Annotated in this window: 15 protein-coding genes and 1 pseudogene; 10 read left to right on the top strand and 6 right to left on the bottom strand. The window is 36.1% G+C overall.

What is annotated here, in order from left to right; all coding sequences use genetic code 11:
• The first annotated feature begins 3 nt into the window (after positions 1-3).
• From KXV15_RS05745 to KXV15_RS05735, 3 genes are read left to right on the top strand one after another with little or no spacing between them, the layout of a single operon-like run.
• The gene (locus tag KXV15_RS05745) at positions 4-1878 is read left to right on the top strand and encodes an asparagine synthase-related protein (RefSeq protein ID WP_240007226.1); all 1875 of its coding nucleotides are present in this window, start codon (positions 4-6) and stop codon (positions 1876-1878) included.
• Positions 1879-2766: a phosphoenolpyruvate carboxykinase (ATP) gene (locus KXV15_RS05740; RefSeq protein WP_240007225.1), complete on the top strand. Its 888-nt coding sequence runs from the start codon at positions 1879-1881 to the stop codon at positions 2764-2766.
• A complete protein-coding gene (locus tag KXV15_RS05735; RefSeq protein ID WP_240007224.1) occupies positions 2756-4510 on the top strand; it encodes an ABC transporter ATP-binding protein in 1755 nt (584 codons plus the stop codon). Before KXV15_RS05740 ends, KXV15_RS05735 begins: the two co-directional genes overlap by 11 nt.
• On the opposite strand, the gene KXV15_RS05730 is transcribed toward KXV15_RS05735, so the two are convergent.
• The 4 genes from KXV15_RS05730 to KXV15_RS05715 all read right to left on the bottom strand — a co-directional run bounded on the left by KXV15_RS05730 (position 4507) and on the right by KXV15_RS05715 (position 9495).
• On the bottom strand, positions 4507-5454 hold the full coding sequence (locus KXV15_RS05730; RefSeq protein ID WP_240007223.1) for a glycosyltransferase family 2 protein: 948 nt from the start codon (positions 5452-5454) through the stop codon (positions 4507-4509). The two genes, KXV15_RS05735 and KXV15_RS05730, sit on opposite strands and share 4 nt — an antisense overlap.
• Complete coding sequence (locus KXV15_RS05725) at positions 5451-6656, bottom strand: glycosyltransferase family 2 protein (protein ID WP_240007222.1); 1206 nt, start codon at positions 6654-6656, stop codon at positions 5451-5453. Before KXV15_RS05725 ends, KXV15_RS05730 begins: the two co-directional genes overlap by 4 nt.
• A 310-nt stretch (positions 6657-6966) precedes the next feature.
• Entirely contained in the window at positions 6967-7980 is a 1014-nt protein-coding gene (locus tag KXV15_RS05720; RefSeq protein ID WP_240007221.1) for a polysaccharide pyruvyl transferase family protein, read from the bottom strand.
• A gap of 57 nt (positions 7981-8037) precedes the next feature.
• Complete coding sequence (locus KXV15_RS05715) at positions 8038-9495, bottom strand: lipopolysaccharide biosynthesis protein (protein ID WP_240007220.1); 1458 nt, start codon at positions 9493-9495, stop codon at positions 8038-8040.
• A gap of 237 nt (positions 9496-9732) precedes the next feature.
• Between KXV15_RS05715 and KXV15_RS05710 the strand changes: the two genes are divergently transcribed.
• The 6 genes from KXV15_RS05710 to KXV15_RS05685 all read left to right on the top strand — a co-directional run bounded on the left by KXV15_RS05710 (position 9733) and on the right by KXV15_RS05685 (position 15781).
• Complete coding sequence (locus tag KXV15_RS05710; RefSeq protein ID WP_240007219.1) at positions 9733-10665, top strand: glycosyltransferase; 933 nt, start codon at positions 9733-9735, stop codon at positions 10663-10665.
• Between the two features lie 8 nt (positions 10666-10673).
• On the top strand, positions 10674-11666 hold the full coding sequence (locus KXV15_RS05705) for a glycosyltransferase family 2 protein (RefSeq protein ID WP_240007218.1): 993 nt from the start codon (positions 10674-10676) through the stop codon (positions 11664-11666).
• 11 nt (positions 11667-11677) lie between these two features.
• Complete coding sequence (locus KXV15_RS05700) at positions 11678-12577, top strand: glycosyltransferase family 8 protein (RefSeq protein ID WP_240007217.1); 900 nt, start codon at positions 11678-11680, stop codon at positions 12575-12577.
• Positions 12578-12729: 152 nt separating this feature from the next.
• On the top strand, positions 12730-13767 hold the full coding sequence (locus KXV15_RS05695; protein WP_240007216.1) for a glycosyltransferase family 2 protein: 1038 nt from the start codon (positions 12730-12732) through the stop codon (positions 13765-13767).
• A gap of 208 nt (positions 13768-13975) precedes the next feature.
• Positions 13976-15262 carry an O-antigen ligase family protein gene (locus tag KXV15_RS05690; RefSeq protein ID WP_240007215.1) on the top strand — a complete coding sequence of 429 codons (1287 nt, stop codon included), beginning with the start codon at positions 13976-13978 and terminating at the stop codon, positions 15260-15262.
• 171 nt (positions 15263-15433) lie between these two features.
• A complete protein-coding gene (locus KXV15_RS05685; protein ID WP_240007214.1) occupies positions 15434-15781 on the top strand; it encodes a VanZ family protein in 348 nt (115 codons plus the stop codon).
• A gap of 38 nt (positions 15782-15819) precedes the next feature.
• On the opposite strand, the gene KXV15_RS05680 is transcribed toward KXV15_RS05685, so the two are convergent.
• Both KXV15_RS05680 and KXV15_RS05675 read right to left on the bottom strand, forming a co-directional pair.
• Complete coding sequence (locus KXV15_RS05680; RefSeq protein ID WP_240007213.1) at positions 15820-16524, bottom strand: sugar transferase; 705 nt, start codon at positions 16522-16524, stop codon at positions 15820-15822.
• A 459-nt stretch (positions 16525-16983) separates the two neighbouring features.
• Entirely contained in the window at positions 16984-17871 is an 888-nt protein-coding gene (locus KXV15_RS05675; protein ID WP_240007212.1) for a glycoside hydrolase family 16 protein, read from the bottom strand.
• 344 nt (positions 17872-18215) lie between these two features.
• Between KXV15_RS05675 and KXV15_RS05670 the strand changes: the two are divergent.
• Positions 18216-18351 (top strand): annotated as a pseudogene (locus KXV15_RS05670) (UTP--glucose-1-phosphate uridylyltransferase); the annotation flags it as partial.

Below are 18351 nucleotides of genomic sequence, written 5' to 3'. Positions count from 1 at the left end.
GTTATGAGTGGGGTTGTTGGTACATACCTTAAAGATAAAAAACAGACCAACGCGGTTTTAAACAATCTATTAGAAGCCCAAAATTATCGCGCCAAAGACGGAAACGCCACAATAGAAATTGGTAAACATGGGCTTGGGCTTGCATATACTCGCCGCCTACCAGAAGACCCGCAAAAACCAAAAATTTTCAGCAATGATGAAATATATCTTAGCTGTGATGCACGTATTGATAACCGTGACGAATTAATCGCCGCCCTTAAAATCAAAAAAAATAAAATTTCTGAAGGCGAATTATTTTTACAAGCCTATTTGAAATGGGGCGTTGATTTTGTTTCACATATTGTCGGTGATTTTTCAGTGATAATTGTCGATACTAAACAAAACTGCCTTTATGCGTTCCGCGATCATTTAGGCCTAAAGCCATTATTCTTTCGGCATGACGATAATGGCTTCCTTGTCTCTAGTGATTTAAGATCATTAATTGCGCCAGGCAAACCATTTCAAGACCTTGGCCTTTCTGATGTTGATCCTGACCAAATATATGCATTTGCCCAATCACTTTTAATTGAGACACAAAGTGTAACTTTTGGAAATATATTACGCCTTGATGGCGGAAGCTATCTTTGCTTTTCACCGAAAAATGGTTTGCAAATAACAAAATATTGGCAATTAAAACGCCCACCAGATGTTGATGAAACAATTGATAAAACCCAAAAATTGAAAGAGTTGTTTTTTCAAGCTGTTGAATGCCGAATACGCGGGGCAAAACCGGTTGCAAGTCTTGTCAGTGGTGGTCTTGATTCCTCATCAATATCAGCATGCGCAGCAATTATAAAAGAGCGTAATTCAGATGCAAAACTTGATACTTTTTCAATTGTCTTTGACAAAACGCCCCAATTAAGTGAGCGTGAATATATTGAAGCACTTGTAAACAATGGTCATTTTAACCCGCATTTTATTGCATTTGATAATTACCCATCCTTAGAAGGTGTGAATGATTTAATAAGCACCTCAAAAAAACTTGTTTTTGCCCCTGGGCAAGCCATGAATGCAATATTTTATAAAAAAATAAATGAACAAGGGTTTGATGTTATATTGGATGGCTCTGGTGGTGACGAAGTGATTGCTTTTGGTAATGTTCGCCTTTTTGAACTGGCCAAAGCCAAACAATGGCGCAAACTTTGGAAAACCACTAAGGCGGCATCGGGCTTATTCGCGGAATCGCGCCTGGAGATGTTTATCCCCCTCTTCTTACGTTATTCTGGCTTTAAAGGCAGTTATAAACTTGGGCGCTTATATCACAAACTAATCAACCTATTTAACAAGCCTGTAAGTGTTTATTTCAAAAAAGGCTATGCTTTTCAAAAACCAATTGTGCATGAAACCCCCGCCGATAGTGAGCAGGATTCGCGCGTAAATTATTTTAATTCCCAGTTCTTTACGATAGTTACCGAAAGCCTTGAATTTCTTGCGGCAAAAAGTGGTGTTGAGCTAAGGATGCCATTTTATGACAAACGATTGATTGAATTTTGTGTTACTCTTGGTGCCGAAGAGAGCATGGATGAGGAATGGACGCGCCTGATAATGCGCAACGCCATGGACGGCATTTTGCCAGAAAAAATACAATGGCGTAAAACCAAACTCGATTTTTCAGTACATATTAATAATGGCCTAAAAGTTCATCACGCAAAAGAAATAGAAGACATTCTAGAAAACAATAAAATGCTTGAAAATTATCTTGATACAAAATTATTAAGACAAGAATTGCCCAAGTTATTTAGAGGCAAAAAGTTTAAAGAGCATAGATTATTACAAAACATCTGGAAAGCGGTCGCGCTTAGCTATTTTTTAGATTCATTCAAGGCAGAGGGGAAATAGATGTATTACTATAAGGCGTATAACCTCATAATTGCATCGGATTTCAAACTCGATGGTTTGATAGAATGCAATCAACAACCCCACGATATTACCGTTCACAAATCAGTAATTGACCCCACTTTTCTTGAACGTATTGGCAATTGTCCATGGTATTTCTCGCCAGATGAGCAATATTTAGACTTTACGATTGTTGCCAAATTCCACATTCGCAATGCCAGTGAAGTTTTTGTTGAAATGTACGATTGCCCAGAAGAGCTGGTAATATACCCACTTATGGGAATGGTTATGGGCCTTATACTGCAGCTTAGAGGCAATCTAGTGATGCACGCAAATGCAATCGAGATGGACGGCCTCGCAGTTGGTTTTATGGGCGACAAAGGGGCCGGAAAATCTACAACGTCTGCCGCCTTCATCTCCAAAGGCTATAACCTAATTACCGACGATGTCATGCCAATTAATTTTGAAGATGGTTTCAAGATTTTATCCGGCTTTCCACAAATGAAAGTTACCGATGATTTGCTTGCCAATATTGACCTAAGTTTTGGGGATTTATTGCCCAAAATTGAATTCCCAGGTCTCGAAAAACAACAATTAGGCCTTGGCACGCATTTTGCGTCAGAAGCCTTAAAATTAGGGCGAACTTACGTTTTGGAACGTGGTGAAAAAGCCCAAATAATTGATTATTCGGTTAAAGACGGTTTTGAAGCAATGATGCGGTTTTCATACTATTACCAAAGGGATGCCATGGGTGGCGGTTTCTCTGCTGATGTGATGAAAAAATCGGTCGAAGTTGCCAAAAACGGCTTGGTAAAAAAACTTATTGTTCCTGCATATATCGACAGAATACAGGAAACTATTGAATTGGTGCGGGAAGATATTGGCAGATAATAAAGGCAATCCACATAGTAAAATTGGAATGTATCGCCCGATTTTGGATATGGCGAACTATGTTTATTCAAATGCCAAAAGTAAGACAATTCAGGTCATATTTTTTATTATTGCCAATGGCGTTACGGAAAACTTATCTGTATTCTTATTGCTGCCGTTGCTTGGGGTGTTAAGTAAAAACCAAATAGCCAATGGGACATCACAAACCGATAATTTTTCGACTGTAATTGCCGGGCATGAATTTAATTTTGCATTATGGCACATCTTATCATTCTATTTCATAGTGGTTCTTTTTGGTGCACTGTTAATGCGGCACAGATCAATCTTTATGATTGAACTGATTACCGATTTAGTAAACAAATTACGGATTGATTTATTTAAAAGCATTGCCAATGCGAAATGGTCGGCACTTGGAATTTATAAGAACACCGATATTGAGCATAAGTTAAATGGCGAAATCAACCGCACACATGCCGCATTCGCCAGCCTTTTGATGATTGTGCAAAGTTCATTTTTCCTATTTGCATATCTTGTTTTATCAATGATAATCTCTGTAAAAATGACGCTTACAGCAATTGTATTTGGGGTCATTGCATTTGCAATTCAAAGCCCGTTCCGCAAATATACCGCCAAAATCGGCAGTAAATTATCAGAAGAATATAGCAAACAATTTCGTACTATTGGTGATTTTTTGGACGGTATAAAAGTCACCAAAAGCTATAATGCGGAAAATCAATTTGTTGGTACATTTGCAAATAATCTTGCGACATTAAAAGACATAACCATCGACACAACACGCGTATCATCAAATGGAAGCATGCTAAGCAGTGCAATAACCGCCGGCTTTGCATGTATTTTCACCTATGTCGCATATGCAATTTTCCACATAAATTTCACTAAATTATTGTTATTATTGTTAATATTCATGCGAATTGCGCCGCGATTTAGTGAAATACAAAATCAAATACAAAACCTGCTTTTAAACGTCGCTGCCTTTACAGAAATTATTAGCATTATCAAATATTTTGAAAGCCACAAAGAAAATATAAATGAAGATGATAATACAGAAGTTGTTTATAATGACCGTATTATTTTCAAAGATTTAAGTTTTGATTATGGCGCAGGGACCGTTTTAAATAACGTAAATCTAAATATTATGGGCGGAAAAATCACCGCATTAATTGGCCCATCGGGAAGCGGTAAAAGCACATTTGTGGACCTTCTTATGGGGCTTATGGTTCCTACCAAGGGGGAAATTATTATTGATCGCATGCCATTAACGCCAAATCTATTCAAGGCGTGGCGCACGCAAGTAAGCTATGTACCACAAGATACCTTCATTATGTCGGCAAGCGTGCGTGATAACCTTTTGATTGCCAAGCCAGATGCCACAGACGAAGAACTTGAGCAGGCATTAATAAAAGCCAGCGCCAATGAATTTGTTGACAACCTACCAAACGGAATCGAAACCAAAATTGGTGAAGGCGCAATAAGATTATCGGGCGGCGAACGGCAAAGAATTTCAATCTCACGCGCCCTTTTGCGAAATCCAAAACTTTTAATTCTCGACGAATTTACAAGCGCGTTGGATGTGGAAAACACCCGCAAACTTACCGAAACAATTGCGCAATTAAAGGATGACACCTCTATATTATTGATTACCCATAATCATAAATTGCTCGATATAGCTGATGAAGTCTATGAGATTGAAAACGGCAATATAAAAAGGCAATTGCAAAATTAAATAAGAATTTGCCCATGCAGGCTTGTGCCGGTATGACGAAACAATGGGATTTTCAAAAGTATAAGTGTTACGATAACATCGACAAACATCACCGCATTACCTGCAAGACTTTTAAGGGCAAAGCCCCAACCCTTTTCGTTTTTTTCTTCTAGGAATTTGGCAAGTTGATAAGCTTTATTACGTCTATAAAGCGCAGTTTTAAGGACCTTTGCGGCATCTTTATCTTTTATCTGCCCATCCAGATTTTTATAAACATTCAAAAGCCCCAAAAGATGTGCTGAATTATGGCTGGCGCTTAACGAATTTGGGCGAACTTCAGCGGCGTAGCCACACTCTTTCAGTATTTTAAAGCGTGCATTGGCAATTAAAAGCCGGCAATAAATGTCAAAATCTTCACCAAGTTTGACTGCTTCATCATATTTTATATTATGATCAAGTAAAAACTGCTTTCTTATCACAGGCTTCAAAAAGCCCCATTCTTTGCGATTTTTGCCATATTTACTTATATTATTATCAATGAACTCCGCCAGATTTAACGTCAAAACCCCACTAGAATCATATTGGGGGATTTCGACATTACGCCCTGCCTCAAAAAAAATTATATTGTCGGCGATTATATCCCAATCTTGGCAATTGAAGAATTTTTCAAAGCGATTCTCAAGGAAGTAATCATCGGCATCCAAAATCGATATATATTCACATTTGCTTTGCTTGATAGCTGCATTGCGTGCCGCAGAAGGTCCAAGGCTTTTTGGATTCTTTATAAGGCGGATTATATCATTTTGTGCCATCATGGCTTCGACAATTTGCGAAGTGTTATCGCTTGAGCCATCGTCAACAACAATAATTTCTTTGATATATTTGTCACCCAGCGCAGAAGTAATTGCACGCCGAATATAAGGTGACGCATTTTTGGCAGCAATAATAACAGTTACCGTTGTCAAATCTTGTCCTTTAATTCTGTAATTCCGCGCGCCTGTGCCGACCAGCGGAAATAATCATAAAGCTTATCCCGCCCCTTTTGATTTTTAAATTTATCAATGCCTACCAAATTTACTAGCTTTAAATAAGCTTTTAGCAAAAAATTATCTGAGAAATCTATTGCTTCAGGATTTGCCAAATCATATTTATTACCCGATGAATTAATCACTTTTCTTTGGCGTCTAATTTTAATCCGATTTACACGGTCAACAACAAAATCAAATTTGGCAAAAAATTCCTTTATTCTTCTTAAAAGACCAGAAGCCGCAGAATTATACAAATCAATTAGAATCACAGGTTTCGCAAAAATAAGACCAATTATCCGCAAAGGTTTTGGTCGTTTTATTGCGGTAATTAATGATTGAAAATACAAATCCCGCAACAAAGATTTTTCACGATATTTGAAAGCCGCCATTATTTCATTATTCTGACTTCCAATTGTTGCAAGCAGCTGATTTTGCGCGGAAATCATTTTATCAATCGTCCCCTCTGAAAGGCGATATGATATGGAATTTGAATGTTTGCGATAGAAATATAATGGCTCTGGCAATATCCAAAACTGTTTACCATCAAGCAGCATTCGCAATAAAAAGTCATAATCTTCGGCGATTATAAGATCCTGATTATATGAATATTTCTCAAGCAATTCCCGCCGGAAAAACGGCTTTAGATACCCCATAACCGGCAAGCCACTTCGTGTAGAATTTGAAAGGATATATTCCGCAGCCTCTACTTTATAGGGGGTGCAATACTTCTTTTCCTCAAGCAAAAAATTGATTTCATTGGTTTTTTCATAGAAATGCAATAAATCATCGGCAACGATATCCGCACCCTGCTTTGTGGCAAAATCTAATAGACGTTTAAAGCGGTCTTTGTGGATTATGTCATCAGAATCAACAATCGCGACCCAATCCCCTTTCACTTTGGCAAAGCCATTATTGCGCGTGAATGCCGGGCCACCATTAACTTTGTTTACACAAAGCGTGATTTCAGGATGCTTTAATTGCAATTTTGTGATGACATCGATGCTGTTATCGCTTGAGATATCGTCAACAATAATAATTTCGATATTTTTATGAGTTTGCTCAATAATGCTGTTTACTGTTTCCTCGATAAAACACGCCGAATTATAATTGGCAATTATAACCGAAATTAAATTTGTCATCCCAAAACCCAATATTTTATAATTATTGGGAATTATCCCAAATACCAACCTAAGTTTTTACAGAGCCCGTCACCATAAAAACAATGTCTTTAGTTTCTAAATTATGGCAATAACATTTTAATGACCATTCTGATCATTAACTTCAAATCACCATAATCATTAATGGTGAACTTTAATACATCTTTCAAATTAGGTTTATACCCATAATGATGTGCAAAGACCTGTGCCATTAACAGATTGATAGTTTTTTTATCATTTTTCGCATGCTTTGTTGTCAGAATATATTATAACAAAGCAAAAAAACAAACATTTAAACAATAGTCTTTGCGAGTTCGATTGCTTCTTCAATGGTTGATGCCCAATGCACCCCATCCCAAGATGTATTGAATGCATTCGAAAAACGCTTTATTTTTTGATAATTATTATCCAACACGATATGCGGTATGCCCAATAATGTCGATAATATATGGACATGCAGCCGATCCGTTATAATAATTTTCCCTCTGGATAATAAGTCAAGCCCACGTTTAACACGCATATTTGCAAGGGTATTATAATAATTGAACTCACGTCTTGCTTTGGAAAATTCGGAAATATTAAATGATTTAATTGCATCTATCCTAACCTTCCACAATGCGGTTTTAAACATATTTGGGTCGTCATCGAGCCAATCGCAAATATGCCAATTATTTGGAACCGATACTTTGGAATTGCCGAATTTTGTTTCTTTATCTGTTCGCAAAAGCAGCAATACATCATACTTAATCGGTACAGTTCTATTTAAAGGGCCAATTGCAAATGCACTGTCTGGGCAAAGGATGGTTTGACACTCAAAATGCTTGTTTGCAAATTCAAAGCTTTCGTTGTCACGCACCAAAAGCGTAAAATTCGGATGCCCTTTAATGGCATCAGCGGTTTCTTTTATATTGTCGTGATTTTCAAAATGAATTGATTGCGGTAACTGAACCACAGGATTATTTTTGAAGTTTTTTAGGACGTTATTCCTATAATTTTGATGTGCAGGCCAAATATCACCAAAATTACCACCGCCATGCAAGTAAATAATTGTATCAGCTTTAATTTTTGGGATATCTTTGTCATCTACAAGAGATGTTTTAATTGCATCTCTGTCATCAATTTCGTTTAAGACAATTTCTTCTCCCACCCAAATTGCGCTGTCACCAACATTTGCATGGTCGGGAAAATCAAGAAGGTAATACCCATTTTCATTGTAGCCAGCTGTGTATTCGTATGTTCTTCTAAGTTCACTTGAAATTCGATTCACACATTCAATATTGCTTTCTTTTTTTATGTTATTTTCCATAGCCGAACCTTAGCCTATACATTTTATTATTAACGAATTTAATTGCTCATAATGCGCTTATTTTTGAAAAATTTTACTTGTAACCTTTATTATTTCATTCTCTACGCCAGATGGTCTTCCTAGTATCAACCAAAGAATTAATGACACAAGCGGATATATAATCCCGCCCGCCAAAACCTGAAACGTGATTTTTATATAGTCGTTAAAACCCATTAAAACGCTATTATTTCCGAGCCAACTTACACCTAAAAACATTAATGTTGCTGCCACTAAGTATCGCAAAGACCCCATCATCTGTTCCCATAGGCTTGCATCAATGGTTTTCTTTGCAATATTCATCACAACCAATGAACCAATCACACTTGAAATACAGCGACCATAAACAATTCCCATAAGTCCACCCATAAGCAGACCCGCAATAATAAATGGAACACGGATAGCGAAATATACTATGTCACGGTAAAAAAGCTCTTTTGTTTCCCCCATTGCCATCGCAAGATGCTGTGTTGGTGTATTTATAGTAATATATGCAAACACAATTGACATTACTTGTATCATGGGAATGGCCTGATCCCACTTGGTACCGACAGCAAGCTTAATAAGCAAAGGTGCGATTGCGGCAAAACCAAAACCAATTGGCAAAGCGACGGCCAAAAGAACTTTTTGTGAAAGCAAAAACGCCCGTTTCAGTTTTTCCTTATCATTTTTTAGCCTTGAATATGCCGGAAACAATGTATTCCCAATTGGCATTGTTGCCTCACGCGTGGGAAGATTAGAAAGATTATCGGCAAAAGTATAAATACCGAGTGGCGCCTTGCCAAGAAATACACCGATTAAAAATTGGTCTAGTTTCCAATTTAGTTGCTGCAACGCCTGCCCCAAGGATAGCCATATAGAGTAGTGGAAAAACTCTTTAAATTTAGAAAAGTTCAGACGCGGTAGATATGGTATAAGGACATATGAAATTGCAAGAGATACCAATTGTGTTGCCAATGAACCAATTACCAAAGCCCAATATGATTTATAAATTATCGCAATTGCAGCAGCAATTATAAGGCCGATTAGCTTTGACGATGCATCCATTACCAAAGTCTGCCAAAAAACTAAATCGCGAGTAAAAATTGCTAGTTTAGGATTGTTCAGATTGGGAATAAAACTTGTTAGGCCAAGCACGAACATCAACGCAATCAAGCGTGGATCTTTAAACATTACGGATACGGGGTATGCGATTAATGCAAACAATATCGTTATTATTATGCCACGCAAAAGCCCGATTGAAAAACAATTATCATAATGCACATCTTCAACGTGGTCGCGTTGCACCAAAACTGAGCTGATTGGTAAATCCGTAACCGCAGAAACAATTGCAAGAACTGCTGTTGCCATCGCCACCAAACCGAAATCTTCGGGTGTAAGCAACCTTGCAAGCAAAATGGTGCTTATGAGTGACAAGAGGTTTACAACCATACGAGAGGCAAATATCCAAATTGCACCTTGTGCTAATTTGCCCTTCATTTCATTCATACTCAACCTCTATCTCAATTTGGCAATCAAGCCAAAATTCGTGCTTAAAGCAAGCGTTTCACGTTAAATTCAATTTATACACAGAACATTATAACAGCTTTATGGTTAATCGCTGTTATTTAGCCTAAAAATTAGTCAATCCGCCTAATTTATTGCAAATTTGCAATAATTCCGTATCAATTACCCCTTACCATGGCTATAAGCTCAAAACAAAAATACGGATAGAGAATGTTTGTAACAGTTATAATATGTACCAGAAACCGCGCTTCACAACTTTGCAATGTATTAGACAGTTTTATTGCGATGGATAAACCATCCGAAGATTGGGAAATGCTTCTCGTCGATAACGGCAGTAGTGATAATACACAAGAAGTTATAAATTCATATAAAGACAAACTTCCAATTAGAAGCGTTATTGAAGAAACCCCTGGCCTATCGAATGCCCGCAACACCGGCGTAAAAAATGCCACTGGTGAATATATATGCTGGACCGATGACGACGTAAAAGTCGATGAAAAATGGCTTGTTGGCTATGTAGAAGCTTTTAAAAAATATCCAGATGCCGTTGTTTTTGGTGGTGTCGTAGAACCAGTTGCAGAAACAGAATTTCCGAAATGGTGGGTTGAGAATGCAAAATTGCTTGAGCATATCGTTGCCACAAGAAACCTCGGTGATGAATATATCTCTCTGTCAGTTGATAAAAATATGCTGCCGTATGGCGCAAATTTTGCAGTCAGAGCCAAGGAACAGCGTGAAGAAATTTATGATATTAACCTTGGCGTCAGCCCTTTAATTAAAAGGCTTGGCGAAGAGACTGATGTAATTATAAAACTTATGAGAAAACACAAATCGGGTATCTGGAATCCTGTTTCAAAAGTATTCCATTACATTCCCGCCAAACGCCTTACCAAGGAATATATTGCAATTTATTATCAATCAGTTGGCGAAACTGCTGCTTATTTATCTACCGAAGGTAAATATAATTTTATAAGACAAGTAAGTGGTAGATATAAGATAAACAACAAGCCTTTTTGGGTTTATAAAGAATATTTCATTACATTTCTGAAGTACCACTGGTTTAAACAATTAAAAAACACGAAAAAGTCTCTAGAGTTTTTGATTGAGAATAATTTCTACAATGGATTTTTATCTTATAAATAGAATTACACATGTCAAATATATCAATTATTATACCATATTATCAAAAGAAGCCTGGCATTTTAAGACGTGCCATTGATTCAATTGCGCTTCAAAAACTTGATGATAACGTCAATATAGAAATTTTAATTGTTGACGATGAATCCCCAATACCCGCAGAAGCAGAAGTAGATGGAATAAATTTCACAAATTGCATTAAACCAAAAATTATAAAACAAAAAAACGCGGGAGTTTCTGGGGCAAGAAATACTGGAATTGCGAATATATCTGATAATACAGAAATTGTACTCTTTATGGATTCTGATGATTTTTGGCATCCTAACAAGATTCAATCAAGCATTAATGCATTAAAAAACGGAGCGGATTTCTTCTTCTGTGACCACGAAAGATTAGGTTCTTATGATTCAATAATGAAAAACGCATTTTTTGAAGGCGGTTATAGTATAAAAGATATCGGAAATAACAACTTTGAAATTGAAAAAGAAGATTTAATTAATTGCAACCTAAATTATTTTATTACCCATGCATCCACTGTTGCATTTAAAAAAGCACTTTTGGAAGGGCTTATCTTTAATATCAATATAAAAAATGCAGGTGAAGATATACTATTTTTCACAGAGTTAATAGCAAGGGCAAATAAAATCATTTTTACTAAAGAAAAATTGGTAACATGCGCAGATGGGATTAATATTTTTTTTAATGAATATACTAATTGGGACAGCCCTAGTAGATTATTAATTGCACGAGATCGCTTTATATCTTTCTGGTATGTTTTAAAAATAAAAAATTTATCAAGTGAAAACAAACAAATGATAAGGAAAACTTATTTCAATTTTGGTTTTGATTATGCCTTTTTCATCATCAGGAAATTTGTAAAGAATAGAAAAGTTCCAGATGAACTTATATCTTTACTCAGAGAAAGCCCAAAACAAATACCTGACGTAATATTTTTTTTTAGTACGGTTGGGTTTGCAAAATTATTCGGCATATATAAACCTAATTAACGGTACAAAAAATGAGTTTAGATGTTATAAGAATTGCCTGCGGACTTGATAAAAATTACGCCCCCCACTTGGCTGCCATGCTCGTATCAGTTCAAGATTATGGTAAGGATAATTCGTACGAAGTTTATGTAATTCATAGTGATATTGATGAAGAACTTCAAAATAAAGTCGAAAAATCTGTACCAAAGATTAAAATAAATTGGATAAAAGTTGAGAATGATGATGACATCAATTTTAAAGAAGTAGGTTATATTTCAAAAGCAACGTATTTAAGGCTTTTAATGGATGACTTACTCCCCACGCAATTAGATAAAATTCTATATCTTGATGTAGATATTACGGTATGCGGAAATGTTAGACTACTTTGGGACGAGCAACTTGATGGTAAGTCATGTGCAGCAGTTACTGATCCAGGCGTAAATTCATTTGAATTTGCCAAAAAGTGGGGTTTTGAAACTGATGCAGGCTATTTTAACGCTGGTATCATGCTTTTAGATATGACACAGATTAGAAGATATAGTTTTTTCAAGAAATCTATTGATGTATTGCGAAAAAACGAAAAAAAATGCGAATATTCAGATCAAGATGCCTTAAATGTTGCATTATTTGGTAATTGGAAAGCAATTGACATTTCATGGAACTATCAACGAAAATTCCTTTATGAAGATAATCAAAACAACAATCTTTATAACAACTTAAGATATAAACCAAATATCATACACTTTACAGAAGCATATAAGCCTTGGAAGAATGATGAGTGGCATCCTTTACGTTGGCTTTATGTCAAAGCCCTATTAAAAACACCTTTTGCAAATGAATATATAAGACAAAAGAAATTAAGTTGGTTTTATATATTTAAATCCTATGCCGTTTACCAGTATTACAAACTTAAAAGTATACTAGCTAAATAAAGTCAAAAATAATTCAAAATATTGGCAATATTTCATTTATATAGGCAAATCTGTTTAAATTATAACTATCTAATGTCTTAAAAGAAAAAATATTTATAGAATCAAACTACTCTGTAAATCAAATATACATTGCATCATTATTCGGAAACCGCTTGAAAACTACAATAATTATTACCGTATATAATTATGAAAAATATGTTGCACACGCGATTGATAGTGTCTTGGCACAAACTATTGCGGTTGACGAGATTATTGTTGTTGATGATGGTTCAACCGATAATTCACCAAAAATCATTCAAGGCTATGGCAATAAGATTATAAGCCTTAGCAAAGAAAATGGCGGTGTAAGTGACGCGCGTAATTTTGGCTATAAAAAAGCAACTGGTGACATAATTTTATTCCTTGATGCCGATGACGCATTGTCCCCAAATGCCATGGAAGAAGTTGTAAAGCATTGGAATAATAAGGCTGCAAAGGTTCAATTTGATTTAGAATTAATTGACGCGACTGGTGAAAAAGTTGGTCGTTGTTTTTGCAAATTTTCTAATGATTATGATCAAGCCGCCGCGCGAAAGCAATTTGACAAAACCGGAACTTATATTTGGCCAGTTACTTCTGGAAATGCCTATTCAAAAAAATTCTTGGCCCAAATTATGCCATTAGATGTTGGGCCACAGGATGGGGCATTAAACACCATTGCCCCCCTTTATGGTGATATAATAACAATCCCCTATCCACTTGGGCAATATCGGGTTCATAGTAACAACCTTAGCCGGCGCAACAAATCGGGCGAACAGCATAAAGTTCCAGATTTTTCATATAGCATTGATATAAGAACCGCAGAATTCGAGCTTTTAAAAAACAATGCAAAATTGTTAAACTATCCCCTGCCCGATGATAATTTTCTTGATAACGAGCTTGTTTTTGTAAACTATCGCCTGATTGCCAGAAAATTAGGGCAAAAATATAGTGGCTATGAAAACGATAGCAGCTTTAAATTATTCAAAAACGGTATAAAGCTTTCACTTGTCTCGTGCAGTTCATTAAAGGGTAAATTATCAAATATTGCCTGGTTTTCGGCACTATTCATCGCGCCAAATGATTTGGTAAACAAGCTAGTAACATTGCGTTTTAACCGTCATGAATTTTATAAAAAGCTATTAGGATTTAAGGCAATGTTGACGTTATAAAAATGCAAAACAATGGGTTTAGTGTAACGATTAATAGCATATTTCGATTTAAAATAATGCAATAATGTTGGATATTGCTTTTTTTGTCGGATTTTAAATTCAAAAATTTGACAATAAAATCTATATCATATTTAAGCGTCGCAGGTTATAAGCATAATAATTTGCCAAAGGCAAAATGGAATATTTGAAGTGAAAGAGGGCGTTAAGAATGGCAACTTTTAGTACACAGGAGGTTTTCACTGCGCGAAAGATTGCCCTTCAAAAACGTAACAAAATTATTCAAGATTTTGTTGATAGCGCGCTTATCACCTTATCATTGGTTGCCATCATTCTTGACCCGCTTTTTGGCAAATATTCTGCGGCTATATTCTTGATTTTTGGCTTAGCGCTTCTTGCGACCGATATCAAAAAGAGTATTCATGATTTGCTATCTAACTGGTTCATTTTACTTTTCCCGATCTTTTGTTTGGCAAGCATTTCGTGGTCAATTTTTCCACAAGATACATTTAGGCACGCAATACAATTAATTTTGACATTTGTAATTGCAATATTAATAGCACTTCGGATTAAGCCATCCCTTTTATTTAACGTATTACTTTCCACCTATATAATCACATTGATTATTTGCTTGGTTTTTGGGCGCAACCTTCCGGATCGCCCTTGGCAGGGTATTTTCGCAAGTAAGAACCAATTTGCAGATATGATTTCAATCCTTATGATTTTATCACTTAGTGCGATGATGTTTAAACATAACAACCGCATTTATAACGTAATCGCATTTTTCGTATTTCTATTGTGTTTCCCTCTATTTATTAAATCGCAATCAGCTGGTGCCTTTATGGCGCTTTTACCCACTATTGGTTTTGGTGTTTATATTATGCTCATTCAAGGAGTTAATATTCAGGCCCGCTGGTTGATAACTATTTTCACTGCCGTTTTGTCTGCATTAATTGGTGTGATAATTGTTATGAATTTTGATTACATTCAAAATGCGGTTTTGACATTTTTGGGCAAAGACCCAACCCTTACCGGGAGAACTGAATTATGGGATTATGGTATTGGCCTTATTAAAGAAAAACCAGTTTTAGGATTAGGATTCCAAGCTTTTTGGGTAAAGGGAAATCCGCCAGCAGAATATTTCTGGCAAAAATTTCTAATCGGAAGCCGAACCGGCTTCCACTTCCATAATATGTATATTTCAAACGCTGTTGAAATTGGTATTTTGGGCGTGCTTTACCAATCATTCCTTCTTTATACCGGTTTTTTCATCAGCCTGAAAAATGCGATTACAAAACCTGATAGAATTACATTATTCTTTGCGGTGATTTTATTCTTTTATATCATCCGTAGCATGGTTGAAGTGCCGCTTTTCATTCAATTTTCAATGTCATCAATCATTTCAATCATTGCCATTACCTATGCCTTTAAACCATCTATAAAAGCCGCAATGAGTGGATATAGATATTACGCAAATAACAGAGTAAAAAGCGCTTAGGTCACTTGTATCTGCCTGCGTGGCCAAAACCTATAAAATCAAGGCTATTGTTAAGTAAAATTTATTCTTTGCCTGCTATAATGCCCTTAATCAGAAAGATTAATCATATAAAAAATATGGTGGGTATAGATGCAAAGAAGTGACATCTTCAAGGTGATCAGCTATTCTATTTTGACATTAGCGATCGTCTTATTATCGGTTTTATTACTGGGACCGTTTAGCAAAGAAGAAAGTGCAATTGGCATAAATGATAAATTTATGCACTTTGTTGCCTTTTATGTAGTGACCTGTATGTCACTTGGTGTTCTACAAACAATTCGAAAATTTGATATTTTTGTTATCATGCTTGGCTACGCAACCTTGAGCGAATTGCTACAAGGATTCGTTGGTCGTGATGCGAATTTCTATGATTGGTGCGCCGATGCAATTGGCATAACCCTTGCTATACTTCCACTTTATTCACGCGGAATATATAGCAAAAATAACCGCGCCCCAGAAAGAAGAACAAGCCCGTGGTAAACCAACGGGCTTGAATTTCATGCGATTTATTCTTTATATTAATATGAGCCTTTTTGCGCCAATACCGCAGGAACGGTTGCAAAAATAATGTAAAGATACAAGAACGCGCTTTTTGATTGTACAAACTTACGGTCAATAGCAACACGGCGAACATAATCAATGTTGTTACGGCCTGAAACTTGCCACATGCCTGTAATGCCTGGCTTAACAGATTTATAATATCTGAATGAAGAGCCATATTTAACAATTTCATTATAAACAATTGGACGCGGTCCAACTAGGCTCATTTCACCTTTAATTACGTTCCAAAGTTGCGGAAACTCATCAAGGCTTGTTTTTCTAATAAAATTGCCGAACTTTGTGATTCGAGGGTCATTTTTTAATTTATGATCCCTTTCCCACTCTTCACGAGCTTCTGCATCGGTCGCCAAAAGTTTCTCAAGACGCTCCGCAGAATCTACAAGCATCGAGCGAAATTTATAGCACTTAAATTTTTTGCCGTTTTTACCAATTCTGTCTTGCCCATAGAAAATCGGGCCGCCATCTTGCAAATAAACAAATAGTGCAACTGTAAACAAAACTGGCGCCAAGAAAACCAAGGCGGCAACGCTTAGAGCAATATCGCAAGCACGAGTAAACAGCTCAACATTGGATTCATAAATGTTGCTTCCTGCTTGGCTTTGATTTCTCTCGCCATCAGCAACATTTACATTATGTCTTTTTCTTAAAACTGCTTCCATCATATTCTTACCATTTAGTAGCTTCGGTGTTATCCGTCTTTTCAGTTTAATACATGCCCAACAAACCCAAGGTCAATCAAATCGCATGCTGCAATGCAAAAATCACTGGGTTTGCTTAATTTTTAAGCCCTAATTGTATAGATTTGATTATATATTGTTAAAACTTTGGTTACAGTTCATCAGCATTACGCGCGCTTGGATTCTTTAAAATTGATATTCCCTAAATTGGGGAATTTTTCAAAAATCATATTTTTTCTTTTTATATTCAATTACTTAAAAGGTTAAAACGGCGTTTTAGTTAAAATATTTTAGATTTTTCTTATATGAATAATTTTTATTGATTTGCGCATTTTTAATAGATTATATCTATAATTACCCTGCGTAATAGGTTAATAGTTAATTTTTATGGTTAACGAGATTGCCTATATTTGTTGCGTTTTTGTCGGATCATTGACTCAACTTTTATTGATATACGTGAATATAATCTACTGCCATTTGTCCAGGGTATTGACTTGGGTCAATTCCTTGTTGCCCACCCCACGCACCACCGACAGCCACGTTTAGTATTAGATAGAAATTATGGTTGAATGGCCATTTTTGATAATCAGCTGGCGTACCATCACCAGAAACGCTTTTTGAAAATCTATAATATTCATTCCCATCCACAAGATATGCTATATAATCAGGGCGCCAATCAATCTGATAATTATGATACTCACCGCAAGGATTTTTAATATTAGCGCTTCCGGTATATTTAATGCCGTGTTTTTCGGAATATTCATTATGCGCAGAACCATAAATAGTCTGCGGGTTAAATGATACATGTTCCATAATATCAATTTCGCCATCTTTTGGCCAAGAAGATTGTGGCTTTTCACCCATCATCCATATCGCAGGCCAAGATCCCTTGGCACAGGTTAGCTTTGCCCTTACATCAAAGAAACCATATTTGAAATTTTTCTTACCTTCAGTTGTCAACCTAGCTGATGAGAACTCCTGCCCTACCCAGCCTGGCGCATGGTCAAGTTTTTCATTATGCGCCTCTATAATTAATTCGCCTTTTTGAATGCGAGCATTTTTCTCATTATTATCGGTATAATATTGTCGTTCATTATGCCACCAAAGAACATTATTGGCATATGTACTATAATTCCAATATTTCGGATTGGGGCGCGTTCCGTCATTAAAATCTTCTGCCCAAATTAGTTTATAGTTTTTGGGAACATAAGATGGCAAATTGCTTTTATAACCTGCAACCTGTTCGAATGCTGCGGCTTCAATAGTCTTACGGTTGATAATTATTGCACCTACGGCAATAAGAAATACCAATATAGCAGTTGTAAGTTTCATTTTGCTATCCCGTCATTAAAGCGTCATTGCCAGTAATTTTAATTTGTTTGTTTTGGTTATATGAATAATATGACACTTTGTGGCACTATAAGTGCTAGGGCATAAAAATAAAAGCTGAATATTTTGGTAAATCATAAACTTTATATATTACTACAATAATTTTGCTGAAAAATGTGAAAATCGGCTAAAACTTTCGCACCAATTTCTAATTTTGATTAAATTTAATGCGCTATTGATAATGTGTAGGATAGCCAACCCTACAAAGTTGCCCATAACTTCCTCGTGTAATAATACCCGAAAAAATAATAATAAGAACAAATTAATATTCGAAAATGGAAAAAAATATGAATAAGAAAAAGATTCGTAAGGCGATATTGCCAGTGGCGGGATTTGGGACAAGAGTATTGCCGGCGACCAAGAGCTTACCAAAAGAAATGCTTCCGGTATTTGATAGACCTGCGGTTCACTGGGTTGTTGATG

The sequence above is a fragment of the Pseudaquidulcibacter saccharophilus genome (genome assembly GCF_019455445.1).
Lineage (GTDB): Bacteria > Pseudomonadota > Alphaproteobacteria > Caulobacterales > Aquidulcibacteraceae > Pseudaquidulcibacter > Pseudaquidulcibacter saccharophilus.
Note: the sequence above shows the minus strand (reverse complement) of the source record. Positions and strands in the feature narration are given on the sequence as shown.

Coding starts and splice junctions, on each gene's coding strand:
- KXV15_RS05725 (WP_240007222.1), bottom strand. CDS start 6,656: ATGACAAATTTAATTTCGGTTATAATTGCCAATTATAATTCGGCGTGT.
- KXV15_RS05705 (WP_240007218.1), top strand. CDS start 10,674: ATGTCAAATATATCAATTATTATACCATATTATCAAAAGAAGCCTGGC.
- KXV15_RS05690 (WP_240007215.1), top strand. CDS start 13,976: ATGGCAACTTTTAGTACACAGGAGGTTTTCACTGCGCGAAAGATTGCC.
- KXV15_RS05720 (WP_240007221.1), bottom strand. CDS start 7,980: ATGGAAAATAACATAAAAAAAGAAAGCAATATTGAATGTGTGAATCGA.
- KXV15_RS05740 (WP_240007225.1), top strand. CDS start 1,879: ATGTATTACTATAAGGCGTATAACCTCATAATTGCATCGGATTTCAAA.
- KXV15_RS05745 (WP_240007226.1), top strand. CDS start 4: ATGAGTGGGGTTGTTGGTACATACCTTAAAGATAAAAAACAGACCAAC.
- KXV15_RS05710 (WP_240007219.1), top strand. CDS start 9,733: ATGTTTGTAACAGTTATAATATGTACCAGAAACCGCGCTTCACAACTT.
- KXV15_RS05680 (WP_240007213.1), bottom strand. CDS start 16,524: ATGATGGAAGCAGTTTTAAGAAAAAGACATAATGTAAATGTTGCTGAT.
- KXV15_RS05715 (WP_240007220.1), bottom strand. CDS start 9,495: ATGAAGGGCAAATTAGCACAAGGTGCAATTTGGATATTTGCCTCTCGT.
- KXV15_RS05700 (WP_240007217.1), top strand. CDS start 11,678: ATGAGTTTAGATGTTATAAGAATTGCCTGCGGACTTGATAAAAATTAC.
- KXV15_RS05675 (WP_240007212.1), bottom strand. CDS start 17,871: ATGAAACTTACAACTGCTATATTGGTATTTCTTATTGCCGTAGGTGCA.